At 72.8% G+C, this 24152-nt stretch carries 34 protein-coding genes; 13 read left to right on the top strand and 21 right to left on the bottom strand.

Features of this window, described 5'->3' with window-relative positions:
* Positions 1 to 68 precede the first annotated feature (68 nt).
* The 3 genes from ACIA8F_RS15840 to ACIA8F_RS15850 all read left to right on the top strand — a co-directional run bounded on the left by ACIA8F_RS15840 (position 69) and on the right by ACIA8F_RS15850 (position 1379).
* Positions 69 to 500, top strand: a complete 432-nt coding sequence (locus ACIA8F_RS15840; protein WP_399379154.1) for an ATP-binding protein — start codon at positions 69 to 71, stop codon at positions 498 to 500.
* Between the two features lie 189 nt (positions 501 to 689).
* Positions 690 to 869, top strand: a complete 180-nt coding sequence (locus ACIA8F_RS15845; RefSeq protein WP_399379155.1) for a hypothetical protein — start codon at positions 690 to 692, stop codon at positions 867 to 869.
* Between the two features lie 120 nt (positions 870 to 989).
* Positions 990 to 1379 (top strand): ATP-binding protein, encoded by a 390-nt coding sequence (locus ACIA8F_RS15850; RefSeq protein ID WP_399379157.1) that lies wholly within the window; start codon positions 990 to 992, stop codon positions 1377 to 1379.
* Positions 1380 to 1458: 79 nt separating this feature from the next.
* Here ACIA8F_RS15850 and ACIA8F_RS15855 read toward each other — a convergent pair whose 3' ends face one another.
* The 3 genes from ACIA8F_RS15855 to ACIA8F_RS15865 form a co-directional block, all read right to left on the bottom strand.
* Positions 1459 to 2082, bottom strand: a complete 624-nt coding sequence (locus ACIA8F_RS15855; protein WP_399379159.1) for a GPP34 family phosphoprotein — start codon at positions 2080 to 2082, stop codon at positions 1459 to 1461.
* Between the two features lie 255 nt (positions 2083 to 2337).
* Complete coding sequence (locus ACIA8F_RS15860; RefSeq protein WP_399379160.1) at positions 2338 to 2604, bottom strand: DUF4235 domain-containing protein; 267 nt, start codon at positions 2602 to 2604, stop codon at positions 2338 to 2340.
* Complete coding sequence (locus tag ACIA8F_RS15865; RefSeq protein WP_399379162.1) at positions 2601 to 3011, bottom strand: DUF3618 domain-containing protein; 411 nt, start codon at positions 3009 to 3011, stop codon at positions 2601 to 2603. Before ACIA8F_RS15865 ends, ACIA8F_RS15860 begins: the two co-directional genes overlap by 4 nt.
* Before the next feature lie 525 nt (positions 3012 to 3536).
* On the opposite strand from ACIA8F_RS15865, the gene ACIA8F_RS15870 reads away from it, so the two are divergent.
* From ACIA8F_RS15870 to ACIA8F_RS15885, 4 genes are all read left to right on the top strand, one after another.
* Positions 3537 to 3908: a hypothetical protein gene (locus ACIA8F_RS15870; RefSeq protein ID WP_399379164.1), complete on the top strand. Its 372-nt coding sequence runs from the start codon at positions 3537 to 3539 to the stop codon at positions 3906 to 3908.
* A 103-nt stretch (positions 3909 to 4011) separates the two neighbouring features.
* Entirely contained in the window at positions 4012 to 4299 is a 288-nt protein-coding gene (locus tag ACIA8F_RS15875) for a hypothetical protein (RefSeq protein ID WP_399379166.1), read from the top strand.
* A 107-nt stretch (positions 4300 to 4406) separates the two neighbouring features.
* Entirely contained in the window at positions 4407 to 4664 is a 258-nt protein-coding gene (locus tag ACIA8F_RS15880; RefSeq protein ID WP_399379168.1) for a hypothetical protein, read from the top strand.
* A complete protein-coding gene (locus ACIA8F_RS15885) occupies positions 4661 to 5077 on the top strand; it encodes a hypothetical protein (RefSeq protein WP_399379170.1) in 417 nt (138 codons plus the stop codon). Before ACIA8F_RS15880 ends, ACIA8F_RS15885 begins: the two co-directional genes overlap by 4 nt.
* A gap of 50 nt (positions 5078 to 5127) precedes the next feature.
* Here the strand turns inward: ACIA8F_RS15885 and ACIA8F_RS15890 are convergent, their stop codons facing one another.
* The 5 genes from ACIA8F_RS15890 to ACIA8F_RS15910 form a co-directional block, all read right to left on the bottom strand.
* Positions 5128 to 5484 carry an SsgA family sporulation/cell division regulator gene (locus tag ACIA8F_RS15890; protein ID WP_399379172.1) on the bottom strand — a complete coding sequence of 119 codons (357 nt, stop codon included), beginning with the start codon at positions 5482 to 5484 and terminating at the stop codon, positions 5128 to 5130.
* 171 nt (positions 5485 to 5655) lie between these two features.
* A complete protein-coding gene (locus ACIA8F_RS15895) occupies positions 5656 to 5898 on the bottom strand; it encodes a protealysin inhibitor emfourin (protein ID WP_399379174.1) in 243 nt (80 codons plus the stop codon).
* A 276-nt stretch (positions 5899 to 6174) separates the two neighbouring features.
* Entirely contained in the window at positions 6175 to 6603 is a 429-nt protein-coding gene (locus ACIA8F_RS15900) for a hypothetical protein (protein ID WP_399379176.1), read from the bottom strand.
* Positions 6604 to 6645: 42 nt separating this feature from the next.
* Positions 6646 to 6885 (bottom strand): hypothetical protein, encoded by a 240-nt coding sequence (locus ACIA8F_RS15905; protein ID WP_399379178.1) that lies wholly within the window; start codon positions 6883 to 6885, stop codon positions 6646 to 6648.
* Between the two features lie 122 nt (positions 6886 to 7007).
* Positions 7008 to 7238 carry a DUF6479 family protein gene (locus ACIA8F_RS15910; RefSeq protein ID WP_399379180.1) on the bottom strand — a complete coding sequence of 77 codons (231 nt, stop codon included), beginning with the start codon at positions 7236 to 7238 and terminating at the stop codon, positions 7008 to 7010.
* A gap of 111 nt (positions 7239 to 7349) precedes the next feature.
* Here ACIA8F_RS15910 and ACIA8F_RS15915 point away from each other — a divergent pair, with 111 nt between their 5' ends.
* Positions 7350 to 8345 (top strand): magnesium and cobalt transport protein CorA, encoded by a 996-nt coding sequence (locus tag ACIA8F_RS15915; protein WP_399379182.1) that lies wholly within the window; start codon positions 7350 to 7352, stop codon positions 8343 to 8345.
* Between the two features lie 18 nt (positions 8346 to 8363).
* On the opposite strand, the gene ACIA8F_RS15920 is transcribed toward ACIA8F_RS15915, so the two are convergent.
* Positions 8364 to 8795 carry an ATP-binding protein gene (locus ACIA8F_RS15920; protein ID WP_399379184.1) on the bottom strand — a complete coding sequence of 144 codons (432 nt, stop codon included), beginning with the start codon at positions 8793 to 8795 and terminating at the stop codon, positions 8364 to 8366.
* Positions 8796 to 9188: 393 nt separating this feature from the next.
* Between ACIA8F_RS15920 and ACIA8F_RS15925 the strand changes: the two genes are divergently transcribed.
* Entirely contained in the window at positions 9189 to 9971 is a 783-nt protein-coding gene (locus ACIA8F_RS15925) for a ribonuclease BN (protein WP_399379488.1), read from the top strand.
* A 297-nt stretch (positions 9972 to 10268) separates the two neighbouring features.
* A complete protein-coding gene (locus ACIA8F_RS15930) occupies positions 10269 to 11969 on the top strand; it encodes a SpoIIE family protein phosphatase (RefSeq protein WP_399379186.1) in 1701 nt (566 codons plus the stop codon).
* Positions 11970 to 11988: 19 nt separating this feature from the next.
* Here ACIA8F_RS15930 and ACIA8F_RS15935 read toward each other — a convergent pair whose 3' ends face one another.
* Positions 11989 to 12303, bottom strand: coding sequence for a DUF6296 family protein (locus ACIA8F_RS15935; protein ID WP_399379187.1), 315 nt, complete (start codon positions 12301 to 12303; stop codon positions 11989 to 11991).
* 96 nt (positions 12304 to 12399) lie between these two features.
* Positions 12400 to 12903: a hemerythrin domain-containing protein gene (locus tag ACIA8F_RS15940; protein WP_399379189.1), complete on the bottom strand. Its 504-nt coding sequence runs from the start codon at positions 12901 to 12903 to the stop codon at positions 12400 to 12402.
* A 170-nt stretch (positions 12904 to 13073) separates the two neighbouring features.
* On the opposite strand from ACIA8F_RS15940, the gene ACIA8F_RS15945 reads away from it, so the two are divergent.
* A complete protein-coding gene (locus ACIA8F_RS15945) occupies positions 13074 to 13616 on the top strand; it encodes a hypothetical protein (RefSeq protein WP_399379191.1) in 543 nt (180 codons plus the stop codon).
* Position 13617: 1 nt separating this feature from the next.
* Positions 13618 to 14277, top strand: coding sequence for a hypothetical protein (locus ACIA8F_RS15950; protein ID WP_399379193.1), 660 nt, complete (start codon positions 13618 to 13620; stop codon positions 14275 to 14277).
* A 95-nt stretch (positions 14278 to 14372) separates the two neighbouring features.
* Here ACIA8F_RS15950 and ACIA8F_RS15955 read toward each other — a convergent pair whose 3' ends face one another.
* From ACIA8F_RS15955 to ACIA8F_RS15985, 7 genes are all read right to left on the bottom strand, one after another.
* Positions 14373 to 15749 carry a mycothione reductase gene (locus tag ACIA8F_RS15955; protein ID WP_399379195.1) on the bottom strand — a complete coding sequence of 459 codons (1377 nt, stop codon included), beginning with the start codon at positions 15747 to 15749 and terminating at the stop codon, positions 14373 to 14375.
* Positions 15750 to 15811: 62 nt separating this feature from the next.
* Positions 15812 to 15967, bottom strand: a complete 156-nt coding sequence (locus tag ACIA8F_RS15960; protein ID WP_399379197.1) for a DUF6131 family protein — start codon at positions 15965 to 15967, stop codon at positions 15812 to 15814.
* Positions 15968 to 16100: 133 nt separating this feature from the next.
* Positions 16101 to 16403 carry a WhiB family transcriptional regulator gene (locus ACIA8F_RS15965; protein ID WP_399379199.1) on the bottom strand — a complete coding sequence of 101 codons (303 nt, stop codon included), beginning with the start codon at positions 16401 to 16403 and terminating at the stop codon, positions 16101 to 16103.
* 155 nt (positions 16404 to 16558) lie between these two features.
* A complete protein-coding gene (locus tag ACIA8F_RS15970) occupies positions 16559 to 17758 on the bottom strand; it encodes an anhydro-N-acetylmuramic acid kinase (RefSeq protein ID WP_399379489.1) in 1200 nt (399 codons plus the stop codon).
* Between the two features lie 50 nt (positions 17759 to 17808).
* Entirely contained in the window at positions 17809 to 19161 is a 1353-nt protein-coding gene (locus tag ACIA8F_RS15975) for an MFS transporter (RefSeq protein WP_399379201.1), read from the bottom strand.
* Between the two features lie 84 nt (positions 19162 to 19245).
* The gene (locus ACIA8F_RS15980; protein WP_399379202.1) at positions 19246 to 20094 is read right to left on the bottom strand and encodes a restriction endonuclease; all 849 of its coding nucleotides are present in this window, start codon (positions 20092 to 20094) and stop codon (positions 19246 to 19248) included.
* A gap of 293 nt (positions 20095 to 20387) precedes the next feature.
* Positions 20388 to 20561: a CsbD family protein gene (locus ACIA8F_RS15985; protein WP_399379204.1), complete on the bottom strand. Its 174-nt coding sequence runs from the start codon at positions 20559 to 20561 to the stop codon at positions 20388 to 20390.
* Between the two features lie 194 nt (positions 20562 to 20755).
* On the opposite strand from ACIA8F_RS15985, the gene ACIA8F_RS15990 reads away from it, so the two are divergent.
* On the top strand, positions 20756 to 21889 hold the full coding sequence (locus ACIA8F_RS15990) for a glutamate--cysteine ligase (RefSeq protein ID WP_399379206.1): 1134 nt from the start codon (positions 20756 to 20758) through the stop codon (positions 21887 to 21889).
* Between the two features lie 27 nt (positions 21890 to 21916).
* Here ACIA8F_RS15990 and ACIA8F_RS15995 read toward each other — a convergent pair whose 3' ends face one another.
* From ACIA8F_RS15995 to ACIA8F_RS16005, 3 genes are all read right to left on the bottom strand, one after another.
* Positions 21917 to 23017, bottom strand: coding sequence for an iron-containing redox enzyme family protein (locus tag ACIA8F_RS15995; protein WP_399379208.1), 1101 nt, complete (start codon positions 23015 to 23017; stop codon positions 21917 to 21919).
* Complete coding sequence (locus ACIA8F_RS16000; protein WP_399379491.1) at positions 23014 to 23229, bottom strand: CDGSH iron-sulfur domain-containing protein; 216 nt, start codon at positions 23227 to 23229, stop codon at positions 23014 to 23016. Before ACIA8F_RS16000 ends, ACIA8F_RS15995 begins: the two co-directional genes overlap by 4 nt.
* A gap of 85 nt (positions 23230 to 23314) precedes the next feature.
* Entirely contained in the window at positions 23315 to 24001 is a 687-nt protein-coding gene (locus ACIA8F_RS16005; protein WP_399379209.1) for a HemK2/MTQ2 family protein methyltransferase, read from the bottom strand.
* Positions 24002 to 24152 lie beyond the last annotated feature (151 nt).

Consider the following 24152-nt stretch of genomic DNA (forward strand, 5'->3'; position numbering starts at 1 on the left):
ACGGAGCAGTGCCAACGTGGGGGTGAAAGACCTCGGTGGAGACCATCGGACCTGAAACGGGTGATCCGTTGAACGCGGGCCTTCCCACCGGAGGACAGCGCCGCAGGCTCGCCCTGACGGGCGTTCGCGGCGCCGTGGCCAAGAGCCGCGATTTCACGCGCGAGGCCCTGCGGGACTGGGGCTGGGACGGCACCGAGACCTCCGAGGACGCCCTGCTCCTCGTGTCCGAGCTGCTGACCAACGCCTCCCTGCACGCGGGCGGTTGTCACGAGCTCGTCCTCACCTCCGGGGAAACCCTGCGCATCGAGGTCTACGACGGCACGACGGACCTCCCCCTCCTCCACCCCGCCCCACGCCACGGCACCCCGGGCGGCCACGGACTGCACATCGTGGAACGCCTCTCCGACCGCTGGGGCACCCACACCCACCCCCACGGCAAGGCCGTCTGGGCCGAGATCGAAGCCTCCCGGCTCAAGTCCGGCAGGCCCACCAGCCGATAACCGGCCCGGCTCCGCCCGCGTACGCGTAGGGTCCGCCCGCCCGTAGGGTCGGCCCGCCCGCTCGCAGGCGCTGCCTCACGGCGTATGCCCAGCCACTGCCACACAAACGTCACCCACCGTGTTTAGTCGCGCGTAATTCGGTAACACCAAGTAATTACAAGCAATCAGAACCCGACGGGAGGCAGAAACATGACCCTCAGCATCGTCCTCATCATCGCCGCGGCCCTCGCGGTCATTGCGCTCCTCGGTCTGGCGCCCAGCGTCCCCGCACGACGCAATCCCTTCCCCGGCCGGCGGCGCCGGTCCCCCGCGCCCCACGGGCGCACCCGCAGGCACACCCGGCGGCTGAACCACGTACCCCATCAGTAGGAGCTCCCCGGGGCAGCCCGCATCCGACGGGTGCCCTCGCCGGCTCGGTCCGGGCAGTCCGAAGGACCCATGGAGCACCAGCAGGACCGGGCAGCGACAACCAGCGCCGAAGGAGACGTGATGAACACGATGAGCATCGCCCTCGCACCCGCCCGCGCCACGGCATCCGTCGCCGGCGCACGCGAGAACACCCGCCACTTCCTCCACGACCTCCTGCCGGTGGTCGCGGCCGAAGCCGCCGACGCCGTGGTCCTGGTCGTTTCCGAGCTCGTCACCAACGCCCTGCGCCACGGTGCCGGCATCTGCGTCCTGGACCTCACCGAGCATCCGGACGGGGTCGAGGTCGCCGTGCACGACGACAGTCCGCGGCCTCCGCAGATGCGCGCCCCCGACCTGATCGGCGGTGCCGGAGGATTCGGCTGGCCCATGGTCAACCACCTGGCCAGGGCCACGAGCATCACCCCGCGGCCGACGGGCGGCAAGACGGTGAGCGCCCTCCTCGCCCGGTAGCGCCACGGCGTCGCCGTGCGGGCGTCCCGCCGCGGGCCGGCGGCATCCGGTACGTTCCCGAATGCCGCCGGGCCGGGGTCTACGGGGCGCGCCAGACGTTGGCGAAGGCCGCGTTCTCGATGGAGCGCCGCTGCCTCACGGCTTCCAGCTCCGTCAGCGCGTCGTCGACGCTCGCCAGCACCGTGGCCACCGCTTCGTCCTCGACGACCGCTGCGTTCCGGTGCCCGCCTGCCTCCTCGTCGCGGGTGGCCACGACACCGGCGGCCGCGGCGAGGGCGAGGAGCGTGGGCTCGCCCGCCTCCCACCGGCTCCGGGCCCGGCGCCGGACGGGTGTCTCGGCCACTTCCAGGTGATCGTTTCCGAAGGGCAGCAGGGCGCGCCGTCCCCGCGTGAGCTGGCCGGCGGCTTCGAGGGATGCGTGGTAGGTCGCGGAAAGGTCCCGGCCGCGGCGCCACAGCCAGCCTTCGACGCTTTCGTAGGGCAGCTGCCGGATGAGCTCCGACAAGGCCTCCGCCACGAGCTCGTCATGCGGCTCGTACGGGCCGCCGGGCACGATGGAGTGGCCGTCCAGAGAAACGGCCTGCACGGCGAGGAGATCGATCAGTTCGGCGCCCGCGAGCACGAGCGACAAGTCGCCCTGCCCGACACCGGCCTCCGGCCCTTCGTCCATGGTGATGATGCACAAGTCCTTGGCCGTGCTCATGAGGGCTCCCGTCGCGGGTGGCAAGTGGGGCGGCGGCGGACTGCTCCGCGCCGGAGCCCGGGGTCTTCGGCAAAGCGCCCCGGGCTAACTTTGTCTCCTCCCCAGGTAGATTCCTACCCAGAGCGCCACAAGAGCACCGATCAGCAGGATGATTCCAGTAGGTCCGCTGGGGAACCACAGCACGGCCAGGTCCATTCGGAAGCCTTCCTCTCATGTCGTGTTCTCCGATGAGCGCGGCACCGTCACCCGGCCGGTCTACCCGGGCCAGGTGCCCGTGACCCGCCGGGTCGCGAGGGCCCCGGACCGGTCGACGGCGGCCTTGACGACGGCGAAGATCGCGCCCTGGAGAGCGGCCGCTATGAGGATCTCCTTCCAGGAGCGGTCCTCATCCGTGGCGTTCGGGGCGTCGCCCTCCCCTTCGATCGCCTTCCAGGCCTGCTTGAACGCCATCCCGGCCAGCATGCCGCTCGCCGCTCCCAGTGCCATTCCGACCGGCTTGTACGCGACCTTGGACACCTTCACTTGCGCCCCCGGCCACGACGCACCAACAGGACCACGAGCAGGGCGGCGCCGATGCCGATCAGCGGAGCGCGGTTGGCCCACGCCCTGGTGGCCACCCGTTCCGCCCCGTCGAGGACCGGGTCCGGGGTCTTGTCCTGCACGACATCCGCGGCCTGCTCCGTCACCGCGGACGCCTTCTGCACGGCTCGTGCCTGCAGGTCCCGGGCCTGGTCCTTGGCGTCGGCCGCCGCGTCCATGGCCTGGTCCTTGGCGTCGGCGGCCTTCTCCTTGGCGGCCTGGGCCTGCGCATCGGCCTTGGCCGCGAGGGCTTCGACGGACCGGCCGAGCTCGTCGCGGGTGTGCTCGATCCGGTCGCCGAGTCCCTCCTTCGAGGGGGTGAACTCACTGTTGTGGGGCTGGTTCGTCATCGGTGGACCCTCTCCTTGATCTCGGCCACATCGGCCTTGACGCTGTTCACGGTCTCCGCGCGCACGGGTGGGACGCTCCGGCAGTCGGCCATCGGCCCTCCTCGGGGAGACGGGTGAGGGGCCCGAACTCCGGGAGTTCGGGCCCCTCACGGGGAGTCAGGCGGGGCAGCCGCCATACCCGTCGTAGGTGCCCAGCACCTCGTGGCAGTCCGCGTCCCCCAGGTGCTTGTCCCGGTGGGACTCGGGAGCGCTCTCGACACGCGAAGACAACTCCTCCGGTAAGCGGAGTTCGACAGGGGGATCGCCCCCGCACCCCTCCCTTTCCGATGCCTTGCCGCGGACGGCTCCGCCCTCCGCATGGAATCCCGCCTGCCCCTGTCCGGGCACCCCATGCCTGCGTCGCCGAAGAGAATGCGGCACGACGCGTTCGGTGCTTGCGGGTCCTGACCGAGGAGACCGCGCATAACCGTCCGAGTCGCGGGCATCCGCACAGTGCCCAGCCGAGGGTGATCGTGAGGACAAGGAGTGTCTGTGCTGCCCTTCAACGTGACCGACAACGGTGTGCTGACCATCCGCCTGCGGGCCGATCTCGACATCGCCGGCCGGGCCGCGGCCGCCTGGGCGATCGACGGATACCTCGCCGCCCACCGATCGGCACCCGTCATGCTGGAGCTCTCGGACGCCCCGCTGAGCACCGCCGCGGTGAGCACCGTCGTACGAACCCAGCGCATGTGCCGGGCCTCGGGCGCCCCGCTGGCCGTCCTCGCGGCGACCGCCGCCACGCGCCGGGTGCTGGAGGCGCACACGGGGGCCGAGGGGCTGGCCGTCCGACCCACCCGCTCCCTGGCGGCCGCCGCGCTCTCGGCTGCCTCGACCCCGGTAGCCGCCGCAGCCTAAGCCGCACCCCGGCCCCGCCAGGGGCTCGTGCCACCCGGTCGCCCGCGTGCCCGTGGGTGGGGGCACGGCTTGCGCACGCTCCCTTGTACGAGGAGATCCCTTCATGAGCACCACCCCGGTCCTGGACGTCACCCCTCGCCGGCCGGTGCACGCAGCCGCCCGCATAGCCGTCGGGCTCCCGCATTCGGCGCTCGACGCGACGCTGGACGCCGCCTACGAGACGCACCGCCGTTTCCGGCACGGTGCCTTCGCCGAGCCCTGCCCGACCTGCCACGTCTCGGCGGGCGAGCTCTGCCTGGCGCGACGCAGCGTGCACGCGGCCCGCCGGCTGGCGCACCGCGCTCGGGGAGTGCAGAGCGGCCGGGGTTTCCCTCTTCTCGCAGCACGGTGACCCGCTGGCCACACCACATCAGGGCGGGGACGACAGCAACAAGCTGTCGTCCCCGCCCTGATGTGCTTGTCGGCGTTTAGCCCGCACGAGTGGGGTAGGCGGGCCGCATGCTCAAGCACCGAAGTGTTCGTGCGATTGCCGTACTCGTCATCAGCTGGGCGGCCTTGACGGTCGTCGAGCGTGTGGGCGAAGGAGCGTCCTGGCGGATGGCCCTGCTCAGCGCCCTGGTGTGGGGGATCGTGATAGCCGGCGCCTGGTGGTTTGCCGAATGGACCCAGATGGGCAGTCGCACCCGGAGCAACCGTGCAGCTCCGGCGGCCACCACCCGCCAGGACCCGAACGCGACGACGGGAAGCACCTCATGACGGATCGACGCCCCACCGCCCTACGTCTCACCGCCTGCCTGCCGCTCCGGCCGGCCGCGCTCGGGCCCCGTCTGCTGACGGAGGCCCTCGACGTCGTTGCACGCCGCGTACGGACCGGCCGCTCCGCAGGCGCCTCGGCCGTCTGTGCGGCTGCTTCCGGGTACCGGTCGCGCCCCGACCCGCAGGGCGGGTCCGCAGGGGGCTCCTCGGTCCTGGCCGGCCGCCGGAGCACCAGCACCCTCCCGGGCGCCACAGACCCGCATCAGGGCGCCAGAGAGGTGATCGAGTCCCGTACCACCAGCCCCGGGGACCTGGCCTCGCTCCTGGAGATGCTGGGCCTCGAGCCGACCGAGGAGCCGCTCGGGAACCGGGGCCGCAGCGAAAACGACCGGGGCCACCCCGGGCCTCGGTAACGGACAGCAAAGAGATGGCGGACGCCATCTCCCTGCTCCGATCGGGCCGTTCAGCGAGCCAGGAACTCGTCGAGGAGCTTGTCGAGGTCGAGGAACTCCTCCCCGGCAGCGACAGCGGCGTAGGTCTCCTCCAGGAAGCCCCTCAGCGCGGGGGCGTCCAGGAAGACGACGGCATGGTCCTGCCGGTCGTCGATCCGGCCGATCAGGTCGACGCGGAGTTCATCGCGGCCGAAGCTCCGAGCGGGGCGGAAGGCGACGTCGCCCTCCCCCACCGGATGGTGGAGCCCCTCGGACAGCATCTGCCGGTCGAAATGCCAGCCCGCCAGGACCTTGTCGCCGTCCAGGAACTCGGCCCGCACCACGTACGGGTCACCGCCGTCGTACGAGAAGCGGGAAAGAAAATACACGTGACCCGTCACCGTCTCGACGCGCACAACGATCAGAGCAGTTACGCAGGACATTGATACGCCTCCAAGATGGGCTGCACAGCTCCGCGCGTCTGCCCCGCTCCGTCTCCACCACACTGGACCGACCGGGGGAACCGCGAACCGACGTCGGTTACGGGCCCCTGGAGCGGGTCAGGCTCCTTCGCCGAGGACCGCGCGGATCAGATCGCGCTGGTCGTCGGTCAGGGCCGCCTCGTCGACGTCGACCGCCCGGCCGTCGATCGTGATCCGGTAGTGGAAGCCGTCCGCGACCGGCCGCACGGCGCGCCGCGCGAGACCCTCCCATTCCGCAGCATCCCGCCGGACGGAGGTGTCGATCTTCCGCATCGTGTCCGCGCCGGTGAAACCCCCGGAGCGACTGACAGTGATCAGCATGGCCGTTCTCCTTCGGATGGAGGAGCTGTTGCTGCTCGCCTGCCCCTGATCGGGCGCCGCTCCCCCGCCGGGCCCGCGCCGCGGGACCAATGGCTCGAACTCATCGGTGGCTGGCCGACAGTTGGCGGGCGGGGGCGGGCGGGGACGGGGGGGGAGTGCGACGGCCGGCGGATCCGCATCCCCCGTCGGGGTCCCGGTGGAGGTATCCCGGTGCCGTCGCTTCCTCGGACGGAGCTCCTCCACCGGGCCCGGGCCCCGGTGGTTCCTTCGCCTGCGTCAGAGTTCGGCGCGCGTGGCGGACTGGGCGGCCCGTACGGCGACGTTGGCCGCGTCCTCCAGGAGCGGCGCCCCCGGACTTTCCCCGCGGGTCAGGGTCCAGCCGCAGAGGGCCGCCCAGGCCAGCGCGGCCGCGGCTGCCTTGGCGCGCTCGTTCCGGTGCGGCAGGAAGGTGCCGAAGAGCAGCGCGTCCCCCGCATCGATGGCGACCCGGCACAGTACGGCCGTGCGCAGCGCGCCGCCTGCGGGGACGGCGACCATGGCCGCGCCGACGACGGCATCGCGGACGCCGAGGGCGCGGATCAGCAGTGCGGAGGAGCCCTGCTCCGCCAAGCCGCAGGGGCGGGCCAGTACCTTGGGCCGGCAGGCGACCGCCACGCCGTACCCGAGGGTGGCCACACCCATCACTCGTGCCGCTGTGGTGCGCATCAGGGATCGCTCCGTTTCATTGGTTCTGGCTCGCGTTCCGGCTCACGGGGTCCGGCCGGCCGAGGGCTTCGGGTCGTGCGGGCGGTCCTGCTCTTCGCGTCCGATGCCCGGACTCTGCTGCTTGGACTCGTGTCCGGCGGCATCCGCTTCGCCGTCGCCCCCCTCGGGACGCGGGACGACGGCTTCGTCGGCCTGCCGGCGGGCCTCGCGGTCGCCGCTCTCCCCCTCGGCTTCGGACGGGGTGGTGCGAGCGTGGCGCCGGGAATGCTCATGGGCTGTCATCTCGTCCTCCTTCGCTGGTGCGGTCTCCTTCCGGCGCCTACCCCGCGCCGTCGCCCTCAGTCGCTCCGCGCTCCCCCGTCGTGGGCCGCAGGCCCTCCGGACCGGGGCGGCGTACGGCGCGTTCAGGTGCGGGGTGTGTGGCCGGGGCCGTCGTCGTCGGGGGTCTGCCAGGAGTCCTGGCGAGCCCGTGCCTCGGGGTTCTGCTGGGCCGGGCGGGCGGGGGCCCTGCGCCGGGCGCTGCGTCGGCTGCCGTACCAGAAGGCGCCGGTCAGGAGGACGGCCACGAGGACTCCGACGATGATCAGGAGCAGGGAGCCGGTGGCTTCGGCCGCGAGGGGTTCGGTGGTCATCATGCGTAGCCCCTACCCCCGATCTGCACGTCTACGAGGCGACTGCCCCGTACGGCGGCACGCGGGTCGACTGCCCGCGTGCATGAAAAGGGCTGCGCGAAGCATCCGTAGAGGATGGAATGTGTTGTGTACGAGGAGCAGACCGGCCGTTCGGAGACGGTGGAGTGCGCGCTGGAGGACGAGGCGTGCCGACTGGTCCTCAAGAGGCTGCGCGGACTGGGTGACGGGGAGTTCGGCTGGGTGCGGCTGGCCGATCCGTCCGAGGACGAGGTCCTCCAGCTCGCCGATGAACTGGGCCTGCATCCGCTGGCGGTCGAGGACGCGGTGCATGCCCGTCAACGTCCCAAGCGCGAGCGCTTCGGCGATGTCCTGGCCGTCGCGCTGAAGACCATCTGGTACGTCGAGAAGGACGGGGCGGTCGAGACCGGCGAGGTGATGCTGTTCGTGGGCCCCCGCTTCGTCCTCACGGTGCGGCACGGATCGGTCGACCCCTGCGTCGAGGCCGCGCGCCGCCTCGACGCCGGTCCGGACATGCTCCGCTTCGGTACCTGGGCCGTTCTGCACGCCGTGCTCGACGTGGCCATCGACGGCTACGGGGACGCCGCCGCCGGCGTGCGCACCGCCTTGAACCGGCTGGAGGACCAGGTCTTCTCCTCCTCCCGCATCGACCACACCGGGAGCATCTACTCGCTCAAGCGTGAGGTCCGCGAGTTCCGCGACGCGGTCCAGCCGCTCGTCCCCGTGCTCCAGGGCCTGCTCACCGGTCTGGACGACCAGGCCCATCCGCTCAAGGCCGCACCGTACTTCCGCGACGTCACCGACCACTTGCACCGCACGGACGTGGAGGTGCGCACCCTCGACGAACTGCTGAACTCCGTTCTCGGCGCCCAACAGGCGCGCGTGGGGACCTGGCAGAACGACGACATGCGGCGCATCTCGGCCTGGGCCGCGATATTCGCCATCCCGACCATGGTCGCCGGGGTGTACGGAATGAACTTCGAGCACATGCCGGAACTCGGCTGGAGCTACGGCTATCCGCTCGCCGTCGCGCTCATGGCGGTCGCGTCGGGAATCCTCCACCGCGCCTTCCACCGCAACGGATGGCTGTGACGGCCGGCAGCTCTGCGATCACCGGCCGGGAACTCCCCGGGCGGTCAGGCGGGAGGAGTCGATCTCGGCCCAGACGACCTTGCCCGTGCCGGCGGGGTAGCAGCCCCAGCGGTCGGAGAGCCGCCGCACGAGGTGCAGGCCGTGGCCGCCGGGGACGCCCGGTCGGGGTACCGCCCCGGGGCGCGGCTGCTCCGTCACACCGTCGAGCACCTCGATCCGCAGGGTCTCGCCGGAGGTCAGGGCGAGCTCCTCGCAGCCGTGCGCGTGCAGGGCGGCGTTGGTGACCAGCTCGGAGACGACGAGCAGCGCGTCCTCGGCGCTCTCCCGCCCGTCCCACTCCCAGTCCCGCAGGGCCCGGCGAGTGAAATCACGCCCCTTGCCGACCGCGCCCCGGACACCGCCCAGGGCGAGCCGGCGCCGCTGGCCCACGACCGGGCCCCGCGCGCTCACATCCGCACCCGCGCCCGTGCTTGGGATCGCGCTCGTACCCGTGCTCGTACCCGTGCGCCGAGGATTGCCCTCGGCCTCTCCTGTCGGCTTCACTGCGGCTCCACCCCGACCGTCGACTCCATGTGTGCGTCCGGGCCGGACCGGCCGTCCCCCGGCCGTCGTCCCTGGTCCGCGTATGCCCGGCCTGATCGCCCGGACACGCACGTGAACGCCGTCCCGGCGGTGGATTCCCGGTCGGGAGGGTTCTACGGTGAAAGCAGCACCTGGAGCCGCCATGCCCATGCCCGTCACCCGACCTCCGGCTCATCCGGCCCGCCCGGCCCGCTCACCGCACCCGCCGCCGACGAGATGACCGGCTCCGGTACGCCCCGTCGGTTGTCGCCCCTCGCGCGGATGCGCAGGGCCGGCCGCCGGGCGCGGGCCGGACGGCGCTGGGTCCACGTCCGGGAGGTCGACCTGTGGCAGCGCTCCCTCGGGTTCGCGGCGCTCGGATTCCTGACCCTGGTACCGCTGCTCATCGTCGTGTCCGCGGCGGACACGCGCAGCGGTCAGGGTTTCGCGCAGTGGCTGGGAGACGGGCTCGGCGTATCGCCGGCCGCCAGGGCCGAGATCGAGCGGCTCTTCGCCCTGCCGGGCCAGGCCTGGCGGACCACGACGGCCTTCGGTCTCGCGCTGCTCGCCGTGTTCGGGCTGTCCTTCGGCACGATGCTGCAGAGCGGCTACGAACGGGTCTGGGACCTGCCTCCGTCCCGCTGGTGGGCCCGGTGGCGTCACGTGCTGTGGCTCGGCGTGCTGGTGGGGGTGCTCTTCCTCTCGGCGATCGCGCCGCCGTGGCGCGAGTCCCCCGCCCGCGGCTTCGTGACGGTGGTGATCGGCACCCTGTTCTTCTGGTGGTCCCAGCGTCTGCTGCTCGGCGGCCGGATCGCCTGGGCCGCCCTGTTCCCCGGGGCGGTGGCCACCATGCTCGGGCTGCTCGGGCTGCGGGTCTTCTCCCGGCTCGTCTTCTCGCCGCTGATCGCGTCCAGCGCCGTCACCTACGGCCCCTTCGGGACCGTGCTCGTCATCCAGACCTGGCTCGTCGGCATCGGCGTGGTCGTGTTCGGCGGCGCGCTCCTCGGCCGGCTGCTCCACGACGAGCTGCTGCGCCGGCCGCCTCCGGTGGAACCCGGCCCGTGAGGCGGAGGACACGCCCTAGGGGGTGTCTTGTCGATCAGGCCGGATCAGGGAGCGGGGTCTGGTGCCGTGGATCGCAAGGCGGAGGAGGGAGTCGACGCGAATGGGGTCTCCCCTGCTCGAGCGGAGCCGAGAGCTTGGGGAAGTCGGCGAGTGACGACAACGCGGCGAGGCGCGGTGCCAGACCCCGCGAGCCCGGCCTGATCGACAAGACACCCCCTAGGATGGTGGCCTGACCTGCGGGGTGCAGGTCAGGGGGCGGGCGGGTCCGGCCCCGGGTACGTGTGGGAGGGAAGACGGTTGAATCGGTTCGCCCGGCTTGCCACCCGCGTGCTCTCGGTCCCGCTGGGACTCGTACGCCTGGAGCCGGCCGGCGAGGCCGCCGGCGTGGTGCCCGAGTGCTGGCCGGCCGAGACCAGGCCCGACCAGGCCGTCCTGGAGTGCTGCCGCCGGGTAGCGCAGGACGGGCGGCCCCTGTTCCTGTCGAGGGCCGGTGACGGCGCCGCGGCCTTCTCCTTCGCCGGTGTTCCCCTGGTCGGGAGTTCCGGCGAGCTCCTCGGTGTCCTCGCCGTCATGGACCCCGCCCTGCGGGTCTGGAGCGAGGACGAGGTGCAGGACCTCTCGGACCTGGCCGCCGCGTGCAGCGCCCAGGCCCGGATGCGGATGCGCTCCGAGATCGGGCGTCAGGCCCGCGAAGCCGCCGAGGAGGAGGCCTCGCGGGTGCACGGGCTGCTCAACCGTTCGGAGCTGCTCCTACGGGCCTCCGAGGACCTCGCCGACACCCGCGGCCTGGACGACGTGCGCCAACGGGTCGGGGACCTGGTCAGCGGGGACCTCAAGCCCGCCCGGGTCGATCTGCTGCTGGTCCGGCAGGGGGTGTTCCACGGCGTGTCGAGTCCCGTCGACGGTGACGCGTCCCCCGGAGGCGTTCCCGAGCAGTTCGCCCTCGGGTCGCACTGGCCGGTCGCGCGGGCGGTGCGCGAGAACCGGATGGTGGTGGTCCCCGGGCCGCCCGCGGACTCCGGTGCCCCCGCCGGCACCTTGACGGACACCTTGGCGGGCCCGGGGTTCGACGCGCTGAACCTCCACACCGCCGCCTGCCTGCCCCTGCGCGGCACGCACGGCATGCTCGGCGCCCTCGTCCTGGGATGGGATGCGGCACACGAGATCGGCTTGAACGAACGGGCGATGCTGACCACGATCGCCGGGTACACGGCCCAGGCGGTCGAACGCGCGCTCCACCTCGACGACCGCGTGACGGCGGCCAGCCAGCTCCAGCGGGCCATGCTCACGGATCTCCCCGACACCCCGGGTCTGGAACTGGCCGCCTTGTACCGGCCCGCGGCACGGGACGACATGGTCGGCGGAGACTGGTACGACGCCTACCCCTTGCCCCGCGTACCGGACGGCGGCGCCTCAGGGGCGCTCGCCCTCACGGTCGGCGACATCACCGGGCACGACATGCGGGCCGCCGCCCTCATGGGGCAGGTCCGCAGCATGCTGCGCCAGGCGGACCACGACCACCCCGGCGAGGGACCCGAAGAGGCCCTAGGCGCCCTCGAACGGGCCTGCCGGCGCCTGGACCTGCCGGCCAGCGGCACCGCCGTCCACGCCTACGTCCGCCCGGTGGCGGACGGTCACTGGCACCTGAAGTGGAGCAACGCCGGCCATCCCGCCCCGCTCTTGCTGACCCCGGACGGCGCGGTGGAGAGCCTCACCGAGCACGACGTCCTGCTGCACCACGCCCTGCCGCCCGGGCCCCGCACCTGCGGAACCCGTTCGCTTCCCCCGGGCAGCACGCTGCTGCTGTACACCGACGGGCTGATCGAGGAGCGGGGCACCGACATCGACGAGAACGTCGAGCGGCTCGCCCGCGAGCTCGCCGCGGCCCCGCCGGGGATCCGGCTGCACGCGCTGCTGCGTTCGCTCCTGGACGCCGTCGGGCCTCGGGAGGCCGAGGACGACACCGTGCTGTTCGCGGTGCGCGTCCCCGCTCCCTGAATCCCGGCCGGGTGGCGGATCACCCAGGCACGGGCCGGGCCGTGACCCCGGCAGCCGGTTCCTGACCGGCCCCGGTGGCCAGCACGCGTACCTCCGACAGCTCGCTGATCTCCGCCTGGATGATGCCCGTGGAGTCCTCGTAGACCGGGTTGCCTCCCGGCCCCGACCGGTCCGTGGCGGTCACCCGCACGACGTCCGGGCCGCCCTCGGTCACACCGGGGAACACCAGTTCGTACACGCGCCGCAGCTCGTCTTCCGGCTCGCCCGCCGCCGGATCCGCGTGTCCCATCACCCACTCCCCTCTGCGCCGGTGCCGGCGCGGGACAGTCGTCATGAGTCCTTCCGTTTCATCCTCCCCCCGCGGGCCCGATGCCGCTGGTCGTGGCGGACGGTGCCGACGGCAGCGCTGCGACCACTGCCGTCGGGGCCGTCATCCCCGTACGGCCGCGCGCACGTTCTCGACGCTGCCGCAGTCGGCGGCGAGGTGCCGCTCCCGCTCCTTGAGGAACGCCGCCCCGAGCTCGGCGCGCCTCTCGTCCGGGACGTTCTCCCGGGCATCGTTGAGGATGGTCCGCTCCTCCTCGTCGAGGTGGTGGGTCACCGCTTTGACCAGGTCCTCCAGACGCGCGTCCCAGGCGTCGGAGCCCACCTCGGCCACCTCCAGCAGGGCGAGCAGCGCTTCGTTGCCCTCGGCGTGCTCCTTCGCCCCGTGCTCGACCTCCGCGTTGTCCACGTCCTTGAACCGCTTCAGCGCGCCGTACACCTCGGACTCCTCGGCCTCGCCGTGCGCGACGAGGAGCGCGGAGAACTTCGCGAGGGCGCCCGCGCGGTTCGCCTCCACGCTGCGCATGCCGCGGAGCAGGTCCTCCATGGTGCGGTGGTCCTTGAGAATCACGGCGACGACGTCCTGGGTCTCCTGCTTGTCCGCGGCCATGCCACGTTCCTTCCGTTCGGCCCCTTTGCGGGGGGTTGGGTACGCAGGGCGCCTGCTCGAAGGCGTGCGGTTGAAACCCGGAACCCCCGACCACCACCCGTTCGTTTGCGCGCCACCCGGCGGGGCAGCCGCGCCGACAGACACGATGAGCCCCCGGACGAAGGCAGAAGATGTCAACCAATGCGCTGATAGCCGTCATCGTCGTGGCGGTGGTCGTCATGCTCGCGCTCGCGACACTGGTGTGGGCGCTGGGCCGACGACGCCACCTGCGTGAACGGTTCGGACCGGAGTACGAACGCACCGTAGAGGAACAGGGCGACAAGCGGGCCGCCGAGCGGGAGCTGCGCGACCGTGAGCAGCGGCACGGCCGCCTCGGCATCAAGGAACTCTCCCCCGACCGCCGTCAGCAGTACGCGGACGAGTGGACCGGTGTGCAGCGGCAGTTCGTGGACGGGCCCGAGGAAGCGGTCAAGGGGGCCGACGAGCTGGTCACCCGGGTGATGGGCGAGCGCGGCTATCCCACCGAGCGGTACGAGGACCAGGTGCGCGATCTCTCGGTGGAGCACGGCCGCACGCTGGAGCAGTACCGGACGGCGCACGCGGCGAAGATGCGCAGCGATGCGGGACAGGCGACGACAGAGGAGCTGCGCGGGGCGATGGTCCATTACCGCGCCCTGTTCGAAGAGCTGCTTGCCGACCAGAGGAGCCGATGACATGCAGAACCAGAACCTGAACGAGAACCGCAACAACGAGAACCGGGACGAGAACGAGAAGCACGACGCCGACACCGCGGGCCGGATACCGGACCGCGTCCTGACCGCGGAGGATCTCGCACGCCCCGCACCGACGGCCGGTGAGGGTTTCGAAGGGGCTCGCGGAGCCGGCCGGGAAGCCGTCGTGCCCGATCCGCGGGAGGCACCGAAGGACGGGCCGCGGGAGGAACCGCCGGCCATACCCATACCGCTGGACATCCCGCAGCCCCTGCCGCAGGACGAGCCGCAGGCCGTACGGCGGGACGAGCCGCGGGACGAGCCGCAGGCCGTACCGCGGGGCGTACCGGGAACCGATCCGGCGGATTCGGTCCACGCCGTCGGGAGCGACGAGGAACCGCTGATGGGAACCGCCGGAGCCGAGCGCTACCGCGCCCGGTGGGGCGAGATCCAGGGCCGGTTCGTGGACGACCCGCAGGAGGCGGTCCGGGAGGCGGACACCCTGATGGCCGAGGTGGTGCAGTCGTTCGCCGACACCCTCTCCGAACACCGGAGCGGGCTCGGGAAGCAGTGGGAGGACCGCGGCGAGCAGGTGGCCACCGAGGATCTGCGGCAGACCCTGCAGGCCTACCGCTCGCTGGTCAACCGGCTCCTGGACACCTGAGTCGCCCGGTACCGGCGCAGGCCTCGCGCCGCACCTCCCCGCATGCCACGTCCCCCAGCCCTGGTCCGGGCTGGGGGACGTGGCATGCGGGGGTGTCAGTCGAGGTCGAGGTCGAGGTCGAGGAGAGCCTTCTCCACGACCTCGGTGAGCGCCGGGTGGATCCAGTACGCGGATCGGGCCAGCGCGGACGCGTCGATGCCCAGGGTCATCGCCAGGACGAGGGGCTGGATGAGCGTGGCGGCCTGCGGGCCCATGAGGTGCGCGCCGAGCAGCCGGCCGGTGCCGCGTTCGGCGAGCACCTTGCAGAATCCGGTGGAGTCCTCCATCGCCCAGCCGTACGCGACATCCGCGTACCGGGCCTCGCCCACCAGGGGATCGAGGCCCCGGTCGCGGCAGTCCTGCGCGGTGGCGCCGATGGAGGCGATCTGGGGGCTGGTGAAGACGGCCGCGGGCACCAGGTCGTGGTCGGCCGCGATCAGGTCCTCGGGGTGGCGGAGGTTGTGGGCGACGACCTGCGCCTCCCGGTTCGCCACGTGCTTGAGCGGTACGGGAGTGCAGATGTCACCGAGCGCGAAGACGCCGTCCGCCGTGGTGCGCTGGTACGCATCGACGACGATGCGTCCGTCGTCGTGGGTGGCGACGCCCGCGGCGTCGAGGTTCAGCCGGTCGCTGTTGGGCACGCGGCCCGCGGCGACCAGCAGCAGGTCCGCCTCGACCGTGGAGGCGTCGTCCAGGGTCAGCCGCAGGGCGCCCGGGCGGCCGTCCACGGCGGTCACTTCCCGGCCGAGTCGCAGGTCGTAGCGGGAACGGACCAGTTCGGTGAACCGTTCGGCGACCGTCTCGTCCTGGGGGCCGAGGAGCCGGTCCTCCTTCTCCACGATGACCACGGAGCTGCCGGCCGCCGCGAACACCTCCGCGAGCTCGGCCGCGACGTAGCCGCCGCCGAGGACGGCCAGGCGCCGGGGCGGGGCTTCGACCCGCATGACGGTGTCGGAGGTCTCGTACGGCAGCGAGGAGCGGAGTACGGGCGGGGGTACCAGCGGGCGGCCGCCGGCGGCGATGACGATCTGCCGGGCGCCGATGTCGACGAAGCCGTCGGCGCGCTCGATCCGCAGCTCCCGGGGGCCGGTGAAACGCGCCGTTCCCTCGTACACGGTGACGGAGCCGTCCTCGAGGCGTCCCCGGCGGCCCTCCTCGCGCTCGGCGTCCAAGCGCCCGAACACGCGGTCCCGCATGGCCCGCCAGCGCATGCCGAGCAGCTCCGCGTCCACGTCGTACGTACCGGCTTCGCCGACGGTGCGGGCCACGTGCGCCGCGTGGGCGAGCATCTTGCTGGGGATGCAGCCGGCGTTCAGGCAGGTTCCGCCGAACCATTTCTCCTCGACGATCGCCACGTCGAGACCGGTGAACGCATCGTCGATGACGGCGTTGCCGGATCCCGCACCGATGACGACAAGATCGTGCTGGCGCATCGGGCCAGGCTACGGGCCCGGGGGCCGCCGCGCATCGGCTGGCGGCCCCCGGTGCACACCGGTTACCAGTAGTGGCGTCGTCCGCCGACCGCGTGGCCCACCGAGCCGAGGATCCAGAGCACTGCGCCTATGACGAGCAGAACGATGCCTATGGTCCACAGAATGGAGATTCCGGTCAGGAATCCGATGAGCAGGAGGATGAGTCCGACGAAAATCATGTTGTCCTCGTTCTCAGTCGGGAATTCGACGAAACGGTTGATCCGCCGGTGTGATTCATTTTGCGTGTACCCGAGAATTTCGGCCTTAGCTGTCGATCATCCGAGGAGCTTTCGCCGAGGTGGTCTGCCCAGGTCATGCGGTGGAAGGCACCGGGCGCTCCGCTTCCTCGGTGCGCAGCCGGCGCCTCTCGCGTACGGTGAGGCCGCCCCAGATCCCGAAGGGCTCGGCGACCTTCAGTGCGTGTCGCAGGCAGTCGCGCTGCACCGGGCACAGCGCGCACACCTCTTTCGCCGCCTCGTCCCGCCGTTCGCGGTTCGGGCCCTGCTCGCCCCTGGGGTGGAAGAACAGGCCGGAGCCCAGTTCACGGCAGGCGGCCTCCTCCTGCCACAGCCAGTGGTGCTCGGCACGGCCGGGCAGACGCGACACGTTTCGCACCTCGGAACCTCCATCGGGATGCGCACCACGTTCGAATGCGCGATCCCTTCCCGTCTGGCCTGTACGACGGAGCTCAAACGGCGAGCAGGAGGTGCGGTGCGGCACACTCCTGAGCCGCGTCGGCCGCTCCGACCGTCCGGGACCGCTCCGACCGTTCAGTACGTGCGCGGGGCGCGGACGACCAGGCGGGCGGGTGCCGTCGTGAGCGGTGCGGGCAGGGTCCGGCCGGCCGCCCCGGGGGTGAGCGAGCCGAGGACGCTGGGGTGCCGGGCGCCGGTGCACGAGGGCAGGGTCGCGGGCAGACCGTGCGCCGTGAGCCAGCCCAGGACGGCGAAGGCGTACGCCTCCTTCGTGCCGGACGGCAGTCCGAGCTCGTCCGACGTCCGCAGCGGTACGCCCGCGCCGCCCCCGCCCAGTTCCTCCCGCAGCCACCGCATCAGCACCGGATTGCGGGTGCCGCCGCCCGAGGCGATCACCTCCGTCGCTCCGAAGGGCCGGACGGCGTCGGCGACGGTCCGTGCCGTGAGCCGGGTCAGGGTGGCGACGACGTCCTCGGCGGGCAGCGGCCCGCAGGTGTCCAGCGCCGCGCGCAGATGGGGCAGGTGGAAGAGTTCCTTGCCCGTCGTCTTCGGTGCGGGCAGGGCGTAGTACGGCTCTTCCAGCAGGTTCCGCAGCAGCCCCGGGTGCACGGTTCCGCGTGCGGCGAGCGCGCCGTCCACGTCCATGGACCGCTCCCCGCCCGCGAGCTCCCGTACCGCCGCGTCGATCAGCGCGTTCGCGGGTCCGGTGTCGAAGGCCAGTGGTGCGCCGCCCGCCCCGTCCCCGACCACCGTCACGTTCGCGATGCCGCCCAGGTTGAGCGCCACGGGGACGCCCGGGCGCCCGCGCAGCCACATGACGTCGAAGACGCTCACCAGGGGCGCCCCCTGTCCCCCGGCGGCCACGTCCCGCGTGCGGAAGCCGGAGACCACGGGCCGGCCCGTCGCTTCGGCGATCCAGGCGGGCTCCCCGATCTGGAGCGTGCCGTGCACCCGGCCGGCTTCGGCCCAGTGGTAGACGGTCTGCCCGTGCGAGGCGATCACGTCGGCCCGCCCTTCGCACAGTTCGAGGTCGGCCCGGACGGCCGCGGCGGCGAAGGCCCGTCCGATGCGCGTGTCGAGCCTGCACACCGTGGCCAGGTCCGTCGCGGCGGGTGGCAGCGCTCCTGCCAGCTCCGCCCGCAGACCGTCCTCGTACGCGGTACTGATCATGCCGAGCGGAGTGAGCACCAGCGTGTCCCCGTCCAGGCCGAGGTCGGCGGCGGCCGCATCGATGGCGTCGTACGAGGTGCCCGACATGAGCCCCACCACGCGCAGGGCGCCGGGCCCGCGCATGCCCGTCGGCGGGGCGGTCACCGGCGGGCCGCTCACCGGAGCGCCCGCTCGTGGTCGTCGCCGCGCAGGGTCAGCAGCGCGGCGACGCTGACCGCGCAGGCGGCCGCGGCGTAGTACGCCGGGATGTCGGCGTCCCCGGTCCACGCGACGGCCCTGGTGATGATCAGCCCCGCGCATCCCGAGAACACGGCGTTGGACAGCGCGTACGCCAGTCCCAGCCCCGTGTAGCGCACCGTGGTCGGGAACATCTCGGACAGCATGGCAGGACCGGGTCCGGCCATCAGCCCGACGGCGGCCCCCGCGGCGAAGAGCGCGGCCCCCTTCGTGTAGGCCGGCGCGCCCGGGTCCTGGACCAGGTTCAGCAGCGGCAGTGCGAGCACGGCCACCAGCAGGGCTCCGGCCACCATCACCGTGCGCCGCCCGAGCCGGTCGCTCACCGCTCCGGCGGGCAGGATGGCCGCCGCGAACCCCAGGTTCGCCAGCACGGTCGCCACGAGCGCCTGCTGGAACGTGGCGCTCAGGGTGTTCTGGAGGTAGGAGGGCAGCACCACCAGGAAGGTGTACCCGGCCGCCGACCAGCCCATGACCCGCCCTGCGCCCAGCGCTACGGCCCTGACGGTCTCCCCGGCGGGCGGCCGCCGGGGAGGTCCGCCCTCCGGGGGTCCGCCCTCCGGGGAGGATCCCGCCGCGGAGGCGGCCGAGACGAAGGCGGGCGTCTCGTCCAGGCGCACGCGCAGCCAGAGTGCGGCGAGCCCGAGCGGCAGCGTCAGCAGGAAGGGCACCCGCCAGCCCCAGGCGTTCAGCGCGGAGGGGGTCAGTACGGTCGCCAGGAGCGCCGTCGTACCGGCGCCCGCGAGCAGCCCGAGCGCGACGGTGAAGGACTGCCACGCCCCGTACCGCCCGCGGCGACCGGGCGGGGCGCTCTCCGTCATGACCGAGACCGCTCCCCCGAACTCCCCTCCCGCCGAAAACCCTTGCACGATCCGCAGCAGCGTCAGCAGCCACGGCGCGGCCGCGCCGATGGTCGCGTAGGTGGGGAGCGCGCCGATGAGCGCGGTGGCGCCGGTCATCAGGCAGATGACCAGGACGAGCGTCGGCCGTCGGCCGATCCTGTCACCGAGCCGCCCGAACACCGCCGCGCCGACGGGCCGGAAGAAGAACGCCAGGGCGAAGGAGGCGTACGTCTTGACGAGCCCCTCCGCCTCGCTGCCACCCTCGGGGGTGAAGAAGTGCGCCGCGATGACGGTGGCGAGGTAGCCGTAGACGCCGAACTCGTACCACTCGATGAAGTTGCCGACGCATCCGCCGAGCAGCGCCCGGCGGGAACCGGCCCGCCGGGCCGCTTCCCCGCAGGAGCGGACCGGTCCGGGGGCGGGTGAGAGCATGGGGCAAGCCTGCTGAGCGCGCGGGCGCTCCACAAGTTCCGTCCGCCATCTGCCGTACGGGGCGGCCGGCCGCGGAGGGGCCGGTCAGGCGGTGGGCACCTGCTCGGCGGGCTCACGGACGTCCTGCTCCCAGGGCGGGGCCACGGCGGAATCGGTCCAGGCGGCCAGCTCCTCGCCGTCGACGCAGATGATGCCGCACGCGGCGGCGTACTCCAGGGCCGGTGCGGTGTAGGAGCTCGTGGTGACGAGGATGGCCACGTCCGCGTCGTGCACGGCGAAGCAGGTGCCGCCGAAGCGCTGCAGGTCCTGCGAGCCGACGCGGTTCGTGTCGGCGTAGTGCTTGCACTGGACGACGACGCGCAGCCCGTCCGGGGTCGTGGCGATCACGTCGGCGCCCAAGTCACCTGCGCCGCCCACCACTTCGACCGGCGTGCAGCCGTCGCGCGCGCACAGCGCGGCTATCGCGTGCTCGAAGCCGTCGGCGTCGACCGCGGCGTGGTCCAGCGCCCCGGCATCGACGTCCGGCACCCCTGCGGCGGCGGGGGCGTCGAGTACCGCCGTCATCTCGATCCCGTACGGATCCTGGTGCGCGGGCGCGGCCCCGTACGCGTACGGATCGCCGCCCGCGTAGGGATCCCCGTGCTCGTACGCATCCCCGCCCGTGTACGGATCCCAGTGCGCGGGCGGTACGGGCGCCCCGGGGGCGGTGGGGCGCCGGCGGCCGGGGGACGCGCTCCACTTGGCCAGCATCACCCCGACCGCGAGGACCACGGCGCAGGCGACGGGTACGGCCCATGACCCCGCGGTGGTCTTGAGGAAGACGGCCAGCCCGCCGACGGAGATCCCCACGAGCCCCACGGCCAGCACCACATCGCGCGCGAGCGGCGCGGAACCGCCCCCGGCCTTCCTTGCGCCTTCCCCCGGCAACGTCATGCGGGAGCCCTCCCTCGTTCGTTTCGGACGCGCCGCGGTGCCCGCCCCCCCGGGGGGCGGGGCCCCGGCGGGGGGCGCCCGGGGGGGCGGGGGCGGGGTGTAGAAGGGCGGTATTTTTTGGGTTTGCGGGGGGGGGGGGCCCCGAGCCCGCGCGCCCCGCCCCCCCCCCCGCCTGACCTGGCCCCCCCCCCCCGCACGTCCCGGGGGCCCCCCCCCGGGTGTGGTGGCGCCCCCCCGGGGGCCCCCCCCCGGGGGGGCCCCCCCCCCGCGGCGGTGGACGCCGGGCGTGCCGGTCAGTGCTTGAAGACGTCCTTGATCTTTTCCTTGGCCTGGCGGGCGTCGCCCTTCGCCTGCTCGGCGCGGCCCTCGGCCGTCAGTCGCTCGTTGCCCACCAGCCGGCCGGCCGTCTCCTTGAGCTTGCCCTTGGCCTGCTCGGTCTTGGCCTGGGTCTTCTCGTCGTTCGACACAGCTGATCACTCCCTGGGGGGGGCTGGGAACTCCTTGCCCGTCCTCGTCTGACCCGGATCGCGTCCCTCAAACACCCCGGCCGAACACCCCGGCGACCGCACGGCCCGGGCGAGCGCCCGGCCGTCGTCCGCATGGTCGCGACGGGGCGGGGCAGGCGCGGGGCGATGTGAACGGCGGATCGATGGGCGGCGGCATGCGGAGCGTAGGCGTAGAAGAAGAGCTGTTGCTGGTGGACGCCGGCAGCGGTGAGCCGCTGGCTCTGGCGGGGACGCTGCTGGCGGCCGCGGACCGGTCCGTGGCCCAGCAGCCGCAGGGCCACGGCGCCGGCGACGAACCGCAGGGGCACACCTTCGAGAAGGAGCTCCAGGAAGAGCAGGTGGAGTTCGCCACCAAACCGGTGACCGAGATGGGCGAGCTCCTGAAGGAGATCACCCGCTGGCGCGGCGAAGCCGCCCGGCACGCCGCGTCCGAGGGGGCGCTCGTCGCGGCCCTCGGCACCTCCCCGCTGCCGGTCCGGCCCTCGATGAGCGCGGGCAAGCGGTACGAGTGGGTCGGCGAGCAGTTCGGCCTGACCGCGCAGGAGCAGCTGACCTGCGGCTGCCACATCCACGTCTCGGTCGAGTCGGACGAGGAGGGGGTCGCCGTCCTGGACCGGATCCGCCCGTGGCTGCCCGTACTCACCGCGATGAGTGCGAACTCTCCGTTCTGGCAGGGTGAGGACAGCGGGTACGCCAGCTATCGCAGCCGGGTCTGGAACCGGCTGCCGTCGGCCGGGCCCACGGACCTCTTCGGGTCCGCCGACCGCTACCACGAGCAGGTGAGCGCCATGCTCGACACCGGCGTGCTGCGCGACAAGGGGATGATGTACTTCGACGCCCGGCTGTCCGCCGCCTACCCGACGGTGGAGGTCAGGGTCGCGGACGTCTGCCTGGAGGCGTCGACACCGGTCCTCCTGGCCGCCCTGGTGCGCGGACTGGTCGAGACGGCCGCCCGCGCCTGGCAGGACGGGCAGCCCCCGGCCCGGATCAACACGGGCCTGCTCCGGCTGGCGGCCTGGCGTGCCGGCCGCTCCGGGCTGGACGGTCCGCTCGTCGACCCCCGGACCATGCGCGAGACATCGCCCGCCACGGCCGTCGAAGCGCTGTACGCCCACGTACGCGAGGCCCTGGCCGACCACGGCGACGAGGAACGCGTCCGGGAGGGCATCACCCGCCTCCTGGAGCGCGGCAACGGCGCCCGCGTCCAGCGCGCGCTGCTCCGTACGGAGGGCACGCTCGGAGCCATGACCACCCGCTGCGCGGAGATCACCACGGGCGCCCCTGCCTGAGCCGGCCGGACCCGAGGGCCGACCTCGCTACGGCGCGCCCGCTCCGGCGGCGCAGCTCGGCGCAGACTCGGGCAGGGGGCTGCGCAGGGCGCTGCGCCCGCGCTGCCAGGCCGTACGGATGTGGGTCTCCAGACGGTCCTCGAGGAGGACGGTCGCCGCGCAGCCGAAGGCGATGTCCTCCTCCAGGGCCGGTTCGTCCTCGAGGAGACCGCCGACGACCTCGTGGCGCACGACCTGCTCGTGGACGGCGTCGGCTTCGACGTGCTCGGCGTAGAAGTGCTCGGCGGCCGGACCGGCCCCGCAGCGCCGCATGGCACGGGCCAGGCGCCGGGAGCCGGGGGAAGAGGTGATCTCCACGCACGCGAAGTGGCCGACGAGCGCACCGCGCAGCGCCCGGTGCAGGCCGAAGAGGGACATCAGGTTGACCGTCGCGAGCAGGGGCGCCGGCGCCTGTTCCACGTAGCGTCCGTAGGCGGGGTCGAGGCCGAGGTCGGTCATCAGGTCCGCGAAGAGCCGCGCGTGGATGCGGTCGGCATGGCCGGCGCCGAACTCGTCGTACTCGATGGCCGCCATGGCGGCCTTCGCACGGCCGGTCAGCCTTGGGATCACCCACACGTGCGGGTCGGCCTCTTTGAGGTGGTAGAGGGAGCGCAGGGCCGCGTACTCGCGCAGCTGCCACAGCTCCCCCTCGGTTTCGAGGTGGTGGCTGAGGCTGCCGGAGAGGTCCACGGGTTCCACGAGGAGCGGGGCGAAGGCGTCCTCGACGGTCCTGGGTGCCTTCGGGAGCTCGGTGCGCAGGGCGTGCAGGAAGCGGGCTTCGAGGGCTTGGCGCAGCCGCAGCAGGTCCGGGTCCCATTCCCGGGCGTCATCCACTCCTTCGAAGCCCCGGTAGTGCGGTTCGTACATCAGGTACAGGGCGAGCTGGAGGTCTTCGCCCCAGGGATCGGCCTTCAGTACGGCGCCCGGGGTGTACACGGGCGGGGTACCGGACCCCAGGGCCCGGACCACGGCGTCGGAGAGCTCGCCCCGCCCCTCGACGAGGGGCGCGCCGCCGGGAGACGCGCCGCCGGGGGTCGTGGGGGCGGGGGTCGTGGCGGTGCTCGGGCCGGGCGGGGTCGTCAAGGTCATCGCGCATCCCTGTCTTCGGTCGGTGCATCGGATCGTTCGCGGCGGCGGTGGCTGGTGTCGCACCAGGGATACGTACGGCTGCGGCGGCAGGTGCACACCGCGGCCATGAAGCGGTCTGACCGGGCCACCGTCCCGTCGTCCAGGACGATCTCGACCGGTCCCTCGATCAGCACCGGGCCGTGGGGCTCGACCGAGACCCTGCGGGCGGGCACCTCCGCGGCGTGGTCCTTGCGGCTGCCAGAGGTGTCGACAGAGTTGACGTCAGGGGTGACGTCAGAGGTGTCGACAGGGGTGTCGTCAGGGACGCTGGGCACGGATGACCACCAGCTCTTCCCATTCCTCGGCCTCGGCCGCCAGGCCCTGCCCTTCCAGCCAGGACCGCCGCGAGCGCAGTACGGGTCCCCACGGAACGGTGGCCGTGAGGGTGATCTCCGCGGCGAGCCCCTCCCCCGCCAGCCGGTCGAGGGTCTCTCCGGCACCGCACATCGCCGAGTGGACCATGAGCAGAATCCCTCCGGGGCGCAGCAGGGCCGGGGCGTCCGCGCAGATCCGGTCGATGACCGCGCGCCCGTCCCGACCGGCGTCCCAGGCCCGCGCCGACCCGCGCGACGGCGGCCGGCTCTCGGGGGCGGGGACGTAGGGGGGATTGGAGACGACCAGGTCGAACCTGCGCCCCGCCGCCCTGGTCTCGTAGTCGCCGTGCAGGACCCGCAGGGGGAGCCGGCGCCTGAAGGCGTTCAGCCGGGCCGTGGCCACGGCCGGCCAGGACACGTCGACCGCCGTGACCCGGGCGCCCCTGGCCGCCGCCTGCAGGGCCAGGGCGCCGGTTCCCGTCCCGATCTCCAGGAGTTCCTTGCCCGGCCCGAGGTCCTCGTGGGTCAGGGCCTCGGCGAGCAGTCGGGTGTCCGCCTGCGGCTGGTAGACACCGGTCAGGGTGATGAGGCCTGCGGGCCATGCCGACACGGACAGAGCGGTACTGGGCACTCATACCTCCGGTGTTACGCGGCCCCGTTTCGAGCCACATGGTGATTTAGAGCCACATGGTGATGAGGTAGGGCGCCTGCCCTGACCCGGGCTTCCCATCCGGCACATCGACGACCTTCGGAGGATCGAACGAAAAACGGCTGCGCCACTC

Origin of the sequence: Streptomyces sp. NPDC051563 (assembly GCF_044454225.1) — a bacterium.
Lineage (GTDB): Bacteria > Actinomycetota > Actinomycetes > Streptomycetales > Streptomycetaceae > Streptomyces.

Excerpts from the sequence above, each read along its gene's own strand:
- ACIA8F_RS15975 (WP_399379201.1), bottom strand. The coding sequence starts at position 19,161 with ATGCTCTCACCCGCCCCCGGACCGGTCCGCTCCTGCGGGGAAGCGGCC.
- ACIA8F_RS15915 (WP_399379182.1), top strand. The coding sequence starts at position 7,350 with ATGGAATGTGTTGTGTACGAGGAGCAGACCGGCCGTTCGGAGACGGTG.
- ACIA8F_RS15940 (WP_399379189.1), bottom strand. The coding sequence starts at position 12,903 with ATGGCCGCGGACAAGCAGGAGACCCAGGACGTCGTCGCCGTGATTCTC.
- ACIA8F_RS15955 (WP_399379195.1), bottom strand. The coding sequence starts at position 15,749 with ATGCGCCAGCACGATCTTGTCGTCATCGGTGCGGGATCCGGCAACGCC.
- ACIA8F_RS15895 (WP_399379174.1), bottom strand. The coding sequence starts at position 5,898 with ATGCTGATCACTGTCAGTCGCTCCGGGGGTTTCACCGGCGCGGACACG.
- ACIA8F_RS15995 (WP_399379208.1), bottom strand. The coding sequence starts at position 23,017 with ATGACCTTGACGACCCCGCCCGGCCCGAGCACCGCCACGACCCCCGCC.
- ACIA8F_RS15980 (WP_399379202.1), bottom strand. The coding sequence starts at position 20,094 with ATGACGTTGCCGGGGGAAGGCGCAAGGAAGGCCGGGGGCGGTTCCGCG.
- ACIA8F_RS15990 (WP_399379206.1), top strand. The coding sequence starts at position 20,756 with ATGCGGAGCGTAGGCGTAGAAGAAGAGCTGTTGCTGGTGGACGCCGGC.
- ACIA8F_RS15950 (WP_399379193.1), top strand. The coding sequence starts at position 13,618 with ATGCAGAACCAGAACCTGAACGAGAACCGCAACAACGAGAACCGGGAC.
- ACIA8F_RS15880 (WP_399379168.1), top strand. The coding sequence starts at position 4,407 with ATGCTCAAGCACCGAAGTGTTCGTGCGATTGCCGTACTCGTCATCAGC.
- ACIA8F_RS15945 (WP_399379191.1), top strand. The coding sequence starts at position 13,074 with ATGTCAACCAATGCGCTGATAGCCGTCATCGTCGTGGCGGTGGTCGTC.
- ACIA8F_RS15905 (WP_399379178.1), bottom strand. The coding sequence starts at position 6,885 with ATGACAGCCCATGAGCATTCCCGGCGCCACGCTCGCACCACCCCGTCC.
- ACIA8F_RS15900 (WP_399379176.1), bottom strand. The coding sequence starts at position 6,603 with ATGCGCACCACAGCGGCACGAGTGATGGGTGTGGCCACCCTCGGGTAC.
- ACIA8F_RS15845 (WP_399379155.1), top strand. The coding sequence starts at position 690 with ATGACCCTCAGCATCGTCCTCATCATCGCCGCGGCCCTCGCGGTCATT.
- ACIA8F_RS15875 (WP_399379166.1), top strand. The coding sequence starts at position 4,012 with ATGAGCACCACCCCGGTCCTGGACGTCACCCCTCGCCGGCCGGTGCAC.
- ACIA8F_RS15885 (WP_399379170.1), top strand. The coding sequence starts at position 4,661 with ATGACGGATCGACGCCCCACCGCCCTACGTCTCACCGCCTGCCTGCCG.
- ACIA8F_RS15865 (WP_399379162.1), bottom strand. The coding sequence starts at position 3,011 with ATGACGAACCAGCCCCACAACAGTGAGTTCACCCCCTCGAAGGAGGGA.
- ACIA8F_RS15910 (WP_399379180.1), bottom strand. The coding sequence starts at position 7,238 with ATGATGACCACCGAACCCCTCGCGGCCGAAGCCACCGGCTCCCTGCTC.
- ACIA8F_RS15960 (WP_399379197.1), bottom strand. The coding sequence starts at position 15,967 with ATGATTTTCGTCGGACTCATCCTCCTGCTCATCGGATTCCTGACCGGA.
- ACIA8F_RS15850 (WP_399379157.1), top strand. The coding sequence starts at position 990 with ATGAACACGATGAGCATCGCCCTCGCACCCGCCCGCGCCACGGCATCC.
- ACIA8F_RS15925 (WP_399379488.1), top strand. The coding sequence starts at position 9,189 with ATGCGCAGGGCCGGCCGCCGGGCGCGGGCCGGACGGCGCTGGGTCCAC.
- ACIA8F_RS15855 (WP_399379159.1), bottom strand. The coding sequence starts at position 2,082 with ATGAGCACGGCCAAGGACTTGTGCATCATCACCATGGACGAAGGGCCG.
- ACIA8F_RS15935 (WP_399379187.1), bottom strand. The coding sequence starts at position 12,303 with ATGACGACTGTCCCGCGCCGGCACCGGCGCAGAGGGGAGTGGGTGATG.